At 66.1% G+C, this 14046-nt stretch carries 5 protein-coding genes; 1 reads left to right on the top strand and 4 read right to left on the bottom strand.

Translation table 11 applies throughout. The features are described 5' to 3' along the window. Window positions 1-201: 201 nt before the first annotated feature. Window positions 202-3255, bottom strand: a complete 3054-nt coding sequence (locus E4L96_RS09685; protein WP_135207013.1) for a TonB-dependent receptor — start codon at window positions 3253-3255, stop codon at window positions 202-204. A gap of 356 nt (window positions 3256-3611) precedes the next feature. Here E4L96_RS09685 and E4L96_RS09680 point away from each other — a divergent pair, with 356 nt between their 5' ends. After that, window positions 3612-5234 (top strand): NAD(P)/FAD-dependent oxidoreductase, encoded by a 1623-nt coding sequence (locus tag E4L96_RS09680; RefSeq protein WP_135207012.1) that lies wholly within the window; start codon window positions 3612-3614, stop codon window positions 5232-5234. 70 nt (window positions 5235-5304) lie between these two features. Here E4L96_RS09680 and E4L96_RS09675 read toward each other — a convergent pair whose 3' ends face one another. The 3 genes from E4L96_RS09675 to E4L96_RS23640 all read right to left on the bottom strand — a co-directional run. Continuing rightward, entirely contained in the window at window positions 5305-8388 is a 3084-nt protein-coding gene (locus E4L96_RS09675) for a TonB-dependent receptor (RefSeq protein WP_135207011.1), read from the bottom strand. A 281-nt stretch (window positions 8389-8669) separates the two neighbouring features. After that, window positions 8670-11819, bottom strand: a complete 3150-nt coding sequence (locus E4L96_RS09670) for a TonB-dependent receptor (RefSeq protein ID WP_135207010.1) — start codon at window positions 11817-11819, stop codon at window positions 8670-8672. Between the two features lie 222 nt (window positions 11820-12041). Continuing rightward, window positions 12042-14046: hypothetical protein (locus tag E4L96_RS23640; protein ID WP_167758645.1), on the bottom strand; the 2005-nt coding region annotated here is incomplete at its 5' end.

Raw genomic sequence — 14046 nt, 5'->3', positions numbered from 1 at the left:
CACTGGGCCCGCGCGTACTGCGCACCGAGACCGCCGGCCTGGCCGCGCTGGCCACCCTGGCCGCTGCCTGGGAGGCCTGAGGCCACCGCACCGCCCGCCCCCCGGCTTTCCGTCACGCCCAACAAAAAACCCCCGGGGCTGGAGACCAGCCACCGGGGGTTCGGTGCGCCTGGCCCGCGCACGGGCCAGGAACATCAACGATCAGAACTTGTGATCGTACTGCAGGGTCAGACGGGCGCTGCGCGGAGCGGTGTACGACAGCACGCCCTGGGCGTTGTTCAGCATCGTGCCGTCCGCGTTCTCGACCACGTCCTGGATGGCGCTCGGAGCCTGGCGGTTGAACAGGTTGAACACGTCCAGCTTGACCTGGAAGCCCTTCAGGAACTCAGGCGAGTAAGCCACGTTGGCGTCGAAGCGGACATCCGGCGGGTAGTTGCCGGTGGCACCGCGCGGCACCAGCTTGCCGAAGCAGTAGTGGTACGACGCGCCGTAGCCGAGGTCCTGCACAGCCGGATCCGGGTGGTTACCCAGGCAGTTGCGCGGACGGCCGGTGGCGGCCAGCATGTTGCCGCCCACGGTCCATTCCGGCGTGACCTGGTAGAAACCAAAGGCCTTCAGGACGTGGTCGCGGTTGTTCGGCAGCGGGCCGTCGGCACCTTCCATGATGTACTTCTGGTCCCACACCGCGGTGATCGACACGTTGGCCTGGCCGGTATCCGAGTTGGTCTGGCCTTCGGTGTTACCGTGCGACTTCGACCAGGTGTAGTTCACCTTGCCGTACCAGCCGTTGCGCAGCGGGTGCTCGGCGAACAGGTCGACGGCGGTGTAGATACGCTTCGCTTCCGGCAGGCCGATCTCGGACGCGGTCAGGTGGACCTTGGTCAGGTTCTTGCCAGCCAGGGCCGGGTCGCCGTTGTTGAAGTCCACCAGGAAGTCCTGGTCCATGCCCGGGTTCAGGATCACGCAGCCGATACCGTAGGTGAACTTGGACTCGTCCACGTGGTTACGTGCGGCCCAGTCGTCGAACGGGGTCTGGTCGCAGAAGTCGTCCGAGGTCGCGCGCAGCTTGCGGTAGGTGGCCTTGGCACCGAAGTTCAGATCCGGCGAGTAGGCCTTCTCGAAGCCAAACGTGATTTCATCCTGGTAGGACGGCTTCAGGTTGGTCGAGGTGATGGTGCGCGGATCCTTCGCCTGGCCGTACTCGTTGTTGGCCGAACGCGGATCGGTCAGCTTGGTCAGGCCCAGCGGCTGGCCGTTCGCATCGATGCCGGTGTAGGTGTAGTACTGGCTGGTGTTGGTGGCACGCGACGCGCCACGCACGGTGACGTTGGTCGGAATCTGCACCACGTAGCGGCCAGCCGAACCGAACACCTTGAACGAGGCGTCGCCGTTCACGTCCCAGGCGGCGGACAGACGCGGCGAGATCTGGTTCTTCTGCTCCAGGAAGGTCTGGTCGTCGCCGTTGCGGTTCGAGAAGCCCTCGCGGCGGATACCGGCGGTGAACAGGAAGTTCTTGGTGACCTGCCACTTGTCTTCCAGGTACTGCGCATCCTGGTCCGAGGCGGCGGAGGTCGAGGTATCGAACACGGCCTTCTGCACGTAGAAGCCCTGGGTACCCAGGCCGCCACCGGAAGCGGTCGCCACTTTCGGGCCGCTGCCCATGGTGATCGGGGTGGTCGGGGTCGAGGTGAAGCGGTAGGTCCAGGTGGCGGTACCGGCGGTGATCTGACCGGCGTTGATGGACTTCAGCTTGACCTGGTCCAGACCGCCACGGATGGTGTGGGTGCCGAGCTTGTACTCGAGGTCGAGACGGCTGGCCTTGACCTTGTCGCCGGCGCCCGGCGGCAGGATGCGGAAGGTCACCGGGTTCGGGTTGTTGATCGGCGTGGCCGGGTTCGGGTTACCGCCCGAGGCGATCGCGGTCGACGGCAGCAGCACGCTGGTGCTGGTGTCGAAGGTGTTCTCGTGCTTCACCGTCGACTGGCCGTGCGCCACGGTCAGGGTCAGGTTGTCGGTCAGGTTACCGACGTAGCGCAGGTTCCAGAAGTCGCCGCCCGAGGACGGGGTGAAGCCGTTCGCGGTCGAGTCGTTCGAGAAGTGGCCGGACAGCGCCAGGTTGTTGTCGTGGGTGTTGGTGGTGTAGTTGTAGCCGTACAGCTTGCGATCGGCCTTGGCGTTGTCGCCGACCATGGTCAGCTCGAGGCGGTGGTCGTCGGTGATGTTCCAGTCAAACTTCGACAGGTAGCGGTCCTGCACGGCCTTCTGGTTCACCCAGCCGTCTTTGTTGGACGCGTTGGCGGTGAACGCGGTGCCCAGGAATTCCTGGTCGGTGTTGGTGGTCTCGAAGGACAGGAACATGAACAGCTTGTCCTTGATCAGCGGACCGCCCACGTAGGCGCCGAAGCGGCGGCCATCGTTGGTGTTGTTCTCGCGGTAGACGCGCGCCTTGCCGTCGGTGACCGAGTTGTACGACTTGCCGGTGGTCGGGTAATACGAGCTCTTGGGGGTCGAACGCCAGGCGTTCGGCTCGACGTAGTACATCGCGCCGGCTTCCCAGTTGTTGGTACCGGACTTGGTGGTGATGTTGACCACGCCACCGATGGAACGGCCGAACTCGGCGCCGAAGCCGCCGGTCAGGATCTGGGCCTGGGCCACGGCGCCGAACGGCAGTTCGGACGCGCCGAGCTGGGTCAGCGGGTTGGTGACCGGGAAGCCGTTGATGTAGTACGCGTTCTCCGACGGACCGCCGCCACCGAACGAGTCGCCCGCGGCGTAGCGCGAGTCACCCTTGACGGTGTTCGGGGCCAGCAGGATGATGCCCTGCACGTTCTGGGCGACCGGCAGCTTGGCCAGTTCGCGCGCGGTGAAGGTCACGCCGTTGGACGCGTTGGACACGTCGATGCGGCTGCGGCGGCCGGTCACCTGGACCTGCTGCACGCCGGCGGCGGCGAACAGGGCTTCCACACCCTGGCCGGCCAGCACCTCGACGTTGGCGGTCTGGGAACCGGCGGTCACGGTGTAGCGGCCGATCGGCAGCGCGGTGATCTGGAAACGGCCGGCCGCGTCAGCCGTGGCCGAACGGGTCAGGTTGGTTTCCACATTCTTCGCGGTCACCTGGGCGCCCGGTGCGACGACGCCGTACAGGGTACCGGCGGCGTTCGACTGCGCCATTGCCGGTTCCACCACGGCGGTCGTCAGCGCTGCGGTGCTGAAGGCCAGGAACAGGGCGCGAGCTAATACTGTTTTTCTCAACATTGTTGTGATTTCCTATTGTGAGTAACGGTCCGGTTGTCCGGACCAAGTTCTTTCAATCACGGCTTGGGTCCCACTTTTCTACTTGCCGCTTTAGGGCAGCTCAATACATGCGTTGATGCGAATCAAAGTATGTATAGCCCTGCATGGAACCATATCAAAATAAGCAGTGTCAAACATATACGCGTAGCTTATGTACTAAAAACAACATGGATGCGAAATTTTCCACACATGAGTTGGGGGTTTGATGCTATGTTTGTTTCGTGACGCACTGTCGGCGTCGCCACGGGCGCCGTAGATTGTTCGGTTAAAATACCGCCCTGGCGTCCTGCCACCGCCCGACAACCCGCCGCTCACTCATGCTCCGAATCTCTGAACTGAAGCTTCCGCTGGACCACGCGGAGGCCGACCTCCCCGCTGCCATCGTCACCCGCCTCGGCATCGCGCCGGCCGAGCTGATCCGTTTCACCGTGCACAAGCGCAGCTACGATGCCCGGCGGAAATCGGAGATCGTCCTGATCTATGCCCTGGACGTCGAAGTGGCGCAGGAAGCCGCGGCGCTGGCGCGCCACGCGCGCGACGCCCACATCGGTCCCTCCCCCGACCTGGCCTACCACTTTGTGGCGGACGGGGCCGCGCTGCGCGGCAAGTTTCCGCGCCCGGTGGTGGTCGGGCTGGGACCGTGCGGCCTGTTTGCGGCGCTGATCCTGGCCCAGATGGGCCTGAACCCGATCGTGCTCGAGCGCGGCAAGGTGGTGCGCGAGCGCACCGTCGACACCTTCGGCTTCTGGCGCAAGCGCAAGCTGAACCCGGAATCGAACGTGCAGTTCGGCGAAGGCGGGGCCGGCACCTTCTCCGACGGCAAGCTGCACAGCCAGATCAAGGACCCGCGCCACCTGGGGCGCAAGGTGCTGACCGAGTTCGTCAAGGCCGGGGCGCCGGAGGAGATCCTGTACGTGTCCAAGCCGCACATCGGCACCTTCCGCCTGGTCAAGATGGTGGAGCAGATGCGCGAGACCATCATCGCGCTGGGCGGCGAGATCCGGTTCCAGACCAAGGTCACCGACCTGCTGGTCGAGGGCGAAGGCGCGGCGCGCCGGGTGCGCGGGGTGGTGCTGGACAGCGGCGAGGAGATCGCCAGCGGCCACGTGGTGGTGGCGCTTGGCCACAGCGCGCGCGACACCTTCGAGATGCTGTACCAGCGCGGCGTGTACATCGAGGCCAAGCCGTTCTCGATCGGCTTCCGGGTCGAGCACCCGCAGTCGCTGATCGACGTGTGCCGCTTCGGCCCCAACGCCGGCAACAAGATCCTGGGCGCGGCCGACTACAAGATCGTGCATCATGCCGCCAACGGGCGCTCGGTGTACAGCTTCTGCATGTGCCCGGGTGGCACCGTGGTGGCCGCCTCGTCCGAGGAAGGCCGGGTGGTGACCAATGGCATGAGCCAGTATTCGCGCGCCGAACGCAACGCCAACAGCGCGATCGTGGTCGGCATCACGCCGGCCGACTATCCCGGCCATCCGCTGGCCGGGATCGCCTTCCAGCGCGAACTGGAATCGCGCGCCTTCGTGCTGGGCGGCTCGACCTACGACGCGCCGGGCCAGCTGATGGGCGACTTCGTGCGCGGCGTGCCGTCCACGGCGTTCGGCAGCGTGGTGCCCTCGTTCAAGCCGGCCGTGCACCTGACCGACCTGGGCACGGCCCTGCCGGACTACGCCATCACGGCGCTGCGCGAAGCCTTCGTCGCCTTCGACCAGCAGATCAAGGGCTACTTCAAGGAGGATGCGGTGCTGACCGGGGTCGAGACCCGGACTTCCTCGCCGATCCGCATCAAGCGGCGCGACGACGACCTGCAGAGCCTGAACACGCGCGGCCTGTTCCCGGCCGGCGAAGGCGCCGGCTACGCGGGCGGCATCCTGTCGGCCGCGGTGGACGGCATCAAGGTGGCGGAGGCGGTGGCGCTGGACATGGCGGCGCGCTGACCGGACGGGCTGTGCGCCCAAGAAAAAAACCCACCATCGCTGGTGGGTTTTTTTTGTCCCCGCGGGAGCGTCAGAACTTGTGGTTGTACTCCACGCCGAGCTTGACGCTGCGCGGCGCGGTGTAGCCGACCACCGAACCGGGCGTGCCGAAGGTGGGCGAGCGGTCGCCCGAGTCGGTGTTATACAGCTGGTCGACCTGCTGCACGGTTTGCTTGTTGAAGACGTTGAACACGTCCACCTTGAACGCCAGGTCCTTGATCGCGGCCGGATGGTAGACCAGGTTCAGGTCCAGCCGCACGTCCCAGGGCAGCCGGTGGCTGCCATCCGGCGGCGCGGGCGGGTTGTCCGCGCCGTTCTGGCCGTAGCAGTAGTGGTAGGCCGAGCCGTAATCGGGAAAACCAGGATCGTTCGCCTGCAGCGCAGTCGGGTAGGTGCCGAGGCAGGTGATGGGCTGCCCGGAGGCCACCAGCAGGTTGCCGCCGACGGCCCACTCCGGCTGGAACTGCCAGTAGCCGAACGCCTTCAGCTGGTGCTCGCGGTCGTTCGGCAGCAGGCCGTCGGCGTACTCCATGATCTCGCGGTGGTCCCAGGTCTGGGTGGCGGCCACGTCGGTCTGGGCCACGGCCGACAGCGTCTGGCCCTCGGTATTGCCCTTGGAGCGCGACCAGGTGTAGTTGACCTTGCCGTACCAGCCGTTGCGCAGCGGGTGCTCCAGGTACAGGTCGAGGGCCTTGTACACGCGCGTCGGTTCGGCGAAGCCCATGTCGGCCGCCGTCAGGGTCACCCTGGTCAGGTTGGCATTGGAGCCGGACCCGGCGAAGTCGACCAGGAACTCGTTGGTGCGGCCCGGATTGATCGAGGCGCAGTTGAAACCTCCCCAGTTGCTGATGTCGACGTTATGCGCCGCCGCCCAGGTCTCGAACGGACGGCCATCGCACCAGTCGTCGATGGTCTGGCGCAGCTTGCGGTAGGTGACCTTGGCGCCGACGTTCAGCTCGGGCGAGAACTGCTTGTCGAAGCCGATGGTCAGCTCGTCCTGGTAGCTCGGCTTGAGGTTCTGCGCGGCGACGGTCTCGGCCAGCTTGGGCTGGCCGAACTCGTTGTCCGAGGAGGTCACCGGGGTCAGGTTCTTGAGGCCGACCGGGGTCCCGTCCGGGTTGATGCCGGTGTAGCTGAAATACTCGCGCGTCAAGGTCGAACGCGAGGCGCCGCGCACCGCCACGTGGGTCGGGATCTGGATCGAATAGCGGCCGGCCGAACCGAACACCTTGAACGTGGCGTCGCCGTGCACGTCCCACACGGCGGAGGCGCGCGGGTTGAGCTGCTTGTCGATCTTCAGGAACGCCACCCCGTCGCCATTCAGGTTCTTGTACTGCTCGTCGCGCAGGCCGACGGTCAGCAGCAGGTTCTTGCTGATCTGCCAGCGGTCCTCGATGTACTGCGCGGACTGGTTGGAGAAAGCCTGGGTCACATCGTTGAAGATGCTGCGGTAGACGTAGTAGCCCTGGTCGGCCAGCGGGCTGCCCTGCACCACGGTCGGGTAGCCGTTCAGCGTCACGGGCTTGCCGGGCGAGGCGGTGAAGCCGTAGACCCACGAGTAGCCGCCGGCAATGATCTGGCCGGCGCCGAAGGAGGACAGCTTGTTGTTGTCGAACCCGCCGCGCACGGTGTGGTCGCCGATCTTCCACTCGATGTCCAGGCGGTTGGAGCGCACCTCGTCATACGAATAGGCGCTGTCCAGGCGCTGGCCGGCGAACGGCTGCGGGTTGATGATGTTGGGCAGGCTGGGCGGCTGGCCGTTGGCGTTGATGATGATGCCCGGCATATTGGGGTTGTAGCCCAGGCGATTGTTGACGTGGTCGGTCTTGTTCTTGCCGTACAGGGCGCTCACCGTCAGGGTGTCGCTCAGGTTGCCCGTGTAGCGCAGGATGTTGGTCTTGGCACCGGTGGTCGGCGTGATGTTCGCCGAGCTCTCGTAATGGCCGCCGGACGGGTTCAGGGCCGCCGAGTGCATGCCGGTCAGGTTGTCGAAGCCGCTGAACAGCAGGTCCGCTTCCGGCTGGTCGCCGATGGTGGTCCATTCCAGGCGGTGCTCGTTGCTGATGTTCCAGTCCAGCTTGCCCAGGTAGCGGGTGGTCAGGTTGCGCTGGTCGAGCCAGCCAGTGTCGCCGTTCGACTCCACGCTTTCCTGGGTCCCATTGGAAAAGCCCTGCTTCTGGTGGATGCGCTCGGCGGACACGAACATGAACAGGGTGTCCTTGACGATCGGACCGCCCACGTAGGCGCCGTAGCGGTACTTGCTGTCGCTGTTCTGGTCGTTGCGCTGATACAGGGTGCCGTCGGTGTCGGCGAAGCCGTTGTGCGCGTAGAAGATGTTCTTCTGTTTCGAGCGCAGCGAGTTCGGCTCGGTGCTGGCCGACACGCCGAATTCCCAGCTGTTGGTGCCGCTCTTGGTGGTGATGTTGACCACGCCGCCGACCGAGCGGCCGAATTCCGCGCCGAAGCCGCCGGTCAGGATCTGGGCCTGGCCGATGGCACCGAACGGCAGCTCGGAGGCACCCAGCTGAGTCAGCGGATTGGTGACCGGAAAGCCGTTGATGTAGTACGAGTTCTCGGACGCGCCGCCCCCGCCGAACGAGGCGCCGGCCGCGTAGCGCGGATCGGCGCGGGTGGTGTTCGGCGCCAGCTGGATGATCGCGTCCACGCTCTGGGTGATCGGCAGCTGGGCCAGTTCGCGGGCGGTGAAGGTGGCGCCGTTGTCGGCGCTGGAGACGTCGATGCGGTTGGACCGGCGGCCGGTCACCTGCACGCTTTGCACCGCGCCGCCGAACGAGGCGTCCACGCCCTGTCCGATCAGCACGTCCACCTCGGTGGAACGCTCGACCGCGCCATTGCGCACGAGGTCGACCCGGTAGTGCCCGGGCGGCAGCGCGGTCACACGAAAGGCGCCGGAGGCGTCCGGGGCGGCGCTGCGCTTGAGGCCCGTCTCCACGTTGTTCAGCACCACGGTCGCGCCGGCGGGCTGGTCGACCCGGCCGAAGATGGTCCCGGCCGCGTTGGATTGGGCCAGCGCGGGCAGCACGACCATGCCGGCCAGGGTGGTGGCGCCGCACGCGATCGACAGTGCCCGCACCAGGATGGTAGTTCTCAGCATTGTGATGTCCTTTCATGTCCTGCAGCAGCAGGGTGACTGTTGGGATGGCGTTTTTCTCGTCCGTTCTGGCGACGGATGCGGCGCCGGCGCGAGTGGCGGTCTGGACCACTGTGCGGCGATCCCATGATGGAAGCACCGCCGTGTGTTCAGCGTCAACATTTCCTTTCTGTCACGAGTTAAAAAAACAACAGCATGTCCAATGCCCCCGGCGGCGCGCGGCCACCGCGCAAAAAAAAACCCGCCGGCGGACCGGCGGGTTGTCATGGCGGGAACCGGGAGGTTCAGAAGCGGTGGTTGTACTCCACCGACAGCTTGACGCTGCGCGGCGCCGCGAAGTCGCGGGTCTCGCCGTAGTTCGGCTCGATGTTCTCGCCCGAACCGTCGTCGTAGGTTTCCTGGCGCGCCAGCACGGTCTGCGAATTGAACACGTTGAACATGTCCACCTTCAGGGTCAGGTCCTTCAGGTAGGCCGGCTTGTAGGCCAGCGACAGGTCCAGCCGCTTCTCGGTCGGAAGGCGGCCGATGCTGCCGCGCGGGACCGGCTTGCCGCCGCAGAACATGTACTCGGCGCCATAGGCCGGGCCGCCGTAGGTGCCGCCGTACGGATCCTTGGAGTCGTCACCCGCGTCGGCCACCGGATCGGTGCCCAGGCAGACCTTCGGACGGCCCGACTGGATCAGCGCGTTCCAGCCCACCGACCATTCCTTGTTCAGCTCCACGTAGCCATACGACTTGAGCGCGTGCTCGCGGTCGTTCGGCAGCAGGCCGTAGGTATTGGGCGCGAATTCCGGATAGTCCCAGCCGGCCGAGGTACCGATGTCGGTCTGGCCCGAATCGGAACGGGTCTGGCCTTCCATGTTGCCTTTGCTGCGCGACCAGGTGTAGTTCACGCGGCCGAACCAGCCGTTGCGGAACGGGTGTTCCAGGAACAGGTCGACGGCGGTGTACTTGCGCTCGGCCTTCGGATTGCCGATCTCGGCGGCGGTGAAGTGCGCGTACTGGCCCTTGCCGGAGACGACCGGGTTGCCGTTCTCATCGTGGCCGTCGATCCACACGGTCACGTCCTCGCCCGGATTGAAGATGTAGCAGGACATGAAGTCCTTGGACACCACCGGGATGCCGTGGTCGACCGCGTACTTGTACAGGCGGCGGGTGTCGCAGTTGTCGTCGATACCGGCGCCCAGCTTGCGGTAGGTGACTTTGGCACCATAGTTCAGGTCCGGGCTGTAGGCCTTCTCGAAGCCCAGCGTGACTTCATCCTGGTAGTTGGACTTGAGATCCTTGACCACCACCGAACGCGGGTCCTTGGCCTGGCCGTATTCGCCGTCCGGCGAGAACGGCACGTGGATGGCGGTCAGGCCGGTCGGCACGCCGGTGGCCGGGTCGATCCCGGTGTAGGTGAAGGCCTGGCGGGTCAGGGTCGAGCGCGAGGCGGCGCGCGCGGCCACCTGCGTCGGCAGCTGCAGGTAGTAGCGGCCGGCCGAACCGAACACCTTGAACGAGGCGTCGCCGTTCACGTCCCAGGACGCCGACACGCGCGGGGCGATCTGGTTCTTCATCTCCAGGAACTTCTGGCCGTCGCCATTGGTGTTCGAGTAGGAGTCCGAACGCAGGCCCAGGTTCAGCAGGAAGTTGCGGGTGATCTGCCACTTGTCCTCGATGTAGGCGGCCGACTGTTTCTCGGCGGCGTCGGTGACGGAGGAGAACTTGGTCTGGGCCGCATAGTAGCCCTGGGTGCCGTAGCCACCGGCGGCGAAGACATTGCCTTCCACGCCGGTGGACAGCAGCGCCACGCGGTTCGGGTCGCCCGTCACGCGCTGGTAGCTCCAGGACGAGCCGCCGGTGCGGAACTGGCCGGCGTTGGTCAGGGACAGCTTGACCGAGTCGATACCGCCGCGCAGGGTATGGCTGCCCAGCTTGTACTCGAGGTCGAGGCGGCTGGCCTTGACCTTGGAGGTGCCCGGGATCTCGATGTCCGGCTCGGCCGGGGTGCCATAGCGGTTGTGGTTGACGTACAGGTTCTGCGCATCCAGGGCCGGCACGCGGCGCGACACCGACGGCACCGACACCAGCGGCGGCACGGCGCCGCCGTCGGTGACGAAGGTGTTCACGCGGTCGCCCGACAGCTCGCCGTACAGGGCGGTCAGGGTCAGGTCCTGGGTCAGGTTGCCGGTGTACTTGAGCATGTTGATGTCGCCGCCCGAGCCGGCCGCGTTCTTGCGGTCCTGCTGGCTCCACATGACATCGTTCGGGCTCCCCTTCAGCTCGGACAGCGGGCCGTTCAGGACATAGCCGTAGCGCTGCTGGCGCTCGCGCGTGTTGTCGCCCAGCGAGGTCCACTCGAGGCGGTGGTCGTCGTTGATGTTCCAGTCGAACTTGACGGTGTAGCGGGTCTCGCGCGACTTGTCGCGGCTCCAGCCGTTGGTGCCGATGTTGGTGGCGGCGGTGCTGCCGTAGGTGCGGTTCAGGTACTGGTCCTTGGTGTACACCTGGTCGATCGCGGCGAACATGAACAGCTTGTCCTGGATCAGCGGACCGCCCACGTAGAACCCGGCCTCCTGCTCGTCATGCTTGCTGTTGTCGCGGCGGAAGTGCAGGGTGCCGTCGGTCTCGGCGTTGTCGGCGAAGCCGGTCTTCTCGTAATAGATGTTCTTCGGGTTCGAGCGCAGCGAATTGGGGGTGATGCTGTAGGTCGCGCCCACTTCCCAGTTGTTGGTGCCGCTCTTGGTGGTGATGTTGACCACGCCGCCGATGGAGCGGCCGAACTCGGCGCCGAAGCCGCCCGTGATCACCGAGCTCTGGCCGATCGCGCCGAACGGCAGCTGCATCGAACCCAGCTGGGTCTTCGGATTGGTGATCGGGAAGCCGTTCACGTAGAACGAGTTTTCGGACGCGCCCGAGCCGCCGAACGAGGCGCCGCCGTAGGCCGAGTCGGCCGACACGGTGTTCGGCGCCAGCAGGGCGATCGAGGTGATGTTGGTCTGCACCGGCAGGCGCTGCAGTTCACGCGAGGTGAACACGGCACCATTGTTGGTGTTGGAGACGTCGATGCGTGCGCCGCGGCGGCCGGTCACCTGCACGGTGGCGTTGGCGCTGGCGGTGGCGAAGGAGACGTCGGCGCCCTGCCCCAGCAGCACGTCGGTTTCGGAGCTCTGCACGGTCTTGCCGTCGCGCACCAAGTCAACCTTGTAGTGGCCCGGCGGCAGCGCGGTGGCCTGGTAGCGGCCGGAGGCATCCGGGGTCAGGGTGCGGCGCAGGCCGGTCTCGGCGTTCTGGACCACGACGGTGGCTCCCGCCGCGTTGTCGACGCTGCCGAAGATGTTACCGGTGGCGTTCGATTGCGCGAGGGCGGTGCCCTGGAGTGCCACGGACAGGGCCGCGGCGCTGTAAGCCAGCGCCAGGGCCTGGCTCAAGGGAGTCTGTTTCAACATATGCCTTCCTCAGTATGTCTGCCTTTTGCAGACGGATGAATGAGCACCGCCACCCGCGGGCGGTTTGGGCGCGCGGCGGTGTTTGCTTGGCACATGCAATGCTCAGTGGCTTGCATGTTCCGCAATGGAAACATGCAGACCGGGAGGGGGTCAACGGGAGCTGTTATGAAAACAACAGGTTTTTAATGCATACAATTGTATGGAATTTGTATTGTATGCATGTCACACATGGGCCGCGCGGACCGGGGCGGGCGGGGCGTCTGGTGTGGCCGGCTTGCCCGGACGGTGGCGCGCCAGCGCGGTCTGGGTCTGGCGCCGCAGGCGCCGCACCACGGCGGTGCTGCTGAACACATTGCTATCGTTGACCCCGCTGCCGATCACCGTTTCGATAGCCGCTTCGAACATGCGGTGGGCGCGCGCGAAGCGGAAAGTCTCCCCGCGCTGGCGCCCGGCCGCGAACACTTGGCCGATCACCTGGGCCAGGTACTGGCTGCGGCGCGCCGCCAAGTCCGGCAGAAGCGCCACCGGAACGGCCGCGGGCCCCTGCCATCCCGGCAGCAACGCCGCGCGCCAGCGCAGCGCCGCCGGATCGGTGCGCGCCAACACGGCGGTGGGAGCGCGCTGCAGTTCCAGGACGAAGGTGCTCCAGCCGGCCAGCAACGCGGTGCCCACCATGCCGGTGTCCGGCGTGGGGCCGAACAAGGCGTGCAGAGGGTCGCTCGCGGCGTACGCGTCCGGGTAAGCGATTCGGGTCAGGGCCCGCACCGCCCGCGCCGTCCGTTCCATGGACGTGAGCGCCGTGCAGCACGGGTGCAAGGGCCCCTGCCGCAGGAACTCTTCTGCCTGCAGGACCTGCGTCCCGAGCGGGTAGGCGCCAAGGCGGTACAGCTGCTGTTGATAGACCCAGTCCTTGGCCGCACCACTGCTGAGCGTCGCCACGAACGCATTGACCAGCACCTCGACGCCCGAGGTATGCCCCGCAGGCGCATCCGCGAGCGACAGCAGCAGCATGATGTCGTTGAGGTCCTGTTCCGCCTGCAGGATCTTCGGCCCCTGGACCCACAACAGGACGTTGACCTCGAACTGCGAGCCCGGAATCACCGTGCCGTGGAAGCGCACATGCGCGGTGATCTTACCGAAGTACCGTTGGTGGCCGGCGGACCAGGGATCGCGCCCGCCGAACACCCAATTCACGATCTCCAGCCGCAGCGGGTGCACCGGGGCTTCGCCGGCCGCTTGCGGAATGAACGTACAGAACCGGTTCGCCACCGGACCGCCGGGCCCGAAATACTGATCGCCCAGCAGCTGCAAACCGGGCTGGGCGGCAGCACCCAGATACAGCGGGCCGGACGCGAAGCGCTGGTCCGGCCATTCGCCGCGCTCGACTTTGGCCATGTAGGCCACCTGGGCGTCCGTGCGGGCCACCGTCCAGGCGTCCTGGAACGCGCTGACTTGCCGGGCGTAATCGGCGAGCAGATGATCGACTGGCCCTGGGCCCTTGCCGCCTGCGGCCTGACGCCGCAGGTCCTCCATCAGGCTGGTGTGCGCAAACAGCACCCCGCGGATGGTCTCGGCCTGCTCGTCGCGTTCCATCTGGTCCAGCATGTTGAACGCGGCCGGATCCGAGAGGCACACATCGGCGTAGCCTTCCAGCGCAATCCGTAGGACCGGCTCGAACACGGGCGCCCCCGCAAGGTGCAGGCCGAAGTCATTGGCCAGCACGTCGAGCAACTGCCGCTTGTACTGCTCCACATCGCCGCTGGCGCCTTCGGAAAAGGCCTCGGCCAGGCCCAGCCGGGACAATTCGGTCGACTGCAGGTCGAGAATATACGGCGCCTGGCTCGCCTCCAGCGCTGCCTGCGCGTAGAACGCACGGAATTCCGCCATCCGTTCGGGCTGGAACAGACGGTTGCGGGCGAGCGTGCGCGCCACGGCGTGCCGCTGCAGCAGCGCATGGCTGGCCGTCTGCAGGAATTGGTCGTTCACGCCGATCAGCAAGCCGTTGACCTTGCGGTCGAGCTGCACCACCTGCTCCTGCACGGCTTTGAGCTCCCAGCGCATGTCGCGGATTTCCTGCACGATGTGCTGGAGCAGCTCGAGGATTTCGTCCAGCTTGGCGTTCACCTTGGCGAACTCACTGCGAATCACCTGGGTGAGATCGGCAATGGCCTGGAGCACGGCTTCACCGACGTGCGCGCGCGCGCCGAGCGCGAGCCGGCCCTGCTGC

The organism is Zemynaea arenosa (assembly GCF_004614185.1).
In the GTDB taxonomy this organism is placed as follows: Bacteria; Pseudomonadota; Gammaproteobacteria; order Burkholderiales; family Burkholderiaceae_D; genus Telluria; species Telluria arenosa.
Note: the sequence above shows the minus strand (reverse complement) of the source record. Positions and strands in the feature narration are given on the sequence as shown.

Bases quoted from the DNA above. Each gene is read 5' to 3' on its own strand.
- E4L96_RS09680 (WP_135207012.1), top strand. From the start codon at position 3,612: ATGCTCCGAATCTCTGAACTGAAGCTTCCGCTGGACCACGCGGAGGCC.
- E4L96_RS09685 (WP_135207013.1), bottom strand. From the start codon at position 3,255: ATGTTGAGAAAAACAGTATTAGCTCGCGCCCTGTTCCTGGCCTTCAGC.
- E4L96_RS09675 (WP_135207011.1), bottom strand. From the start codon at position 8,388: ATGCTGAGAACTACCATCCTGGTGCGGGCACTGTCGATCGCGTGCGGC.
- E4L96_RS09670 (WP_135207010.1), bottom strand. From the start codon at position 11,819: ATGTTGAAACAGACTCCCTTGAGCCAGGCCCTGGCGCTGGCTTACAGC.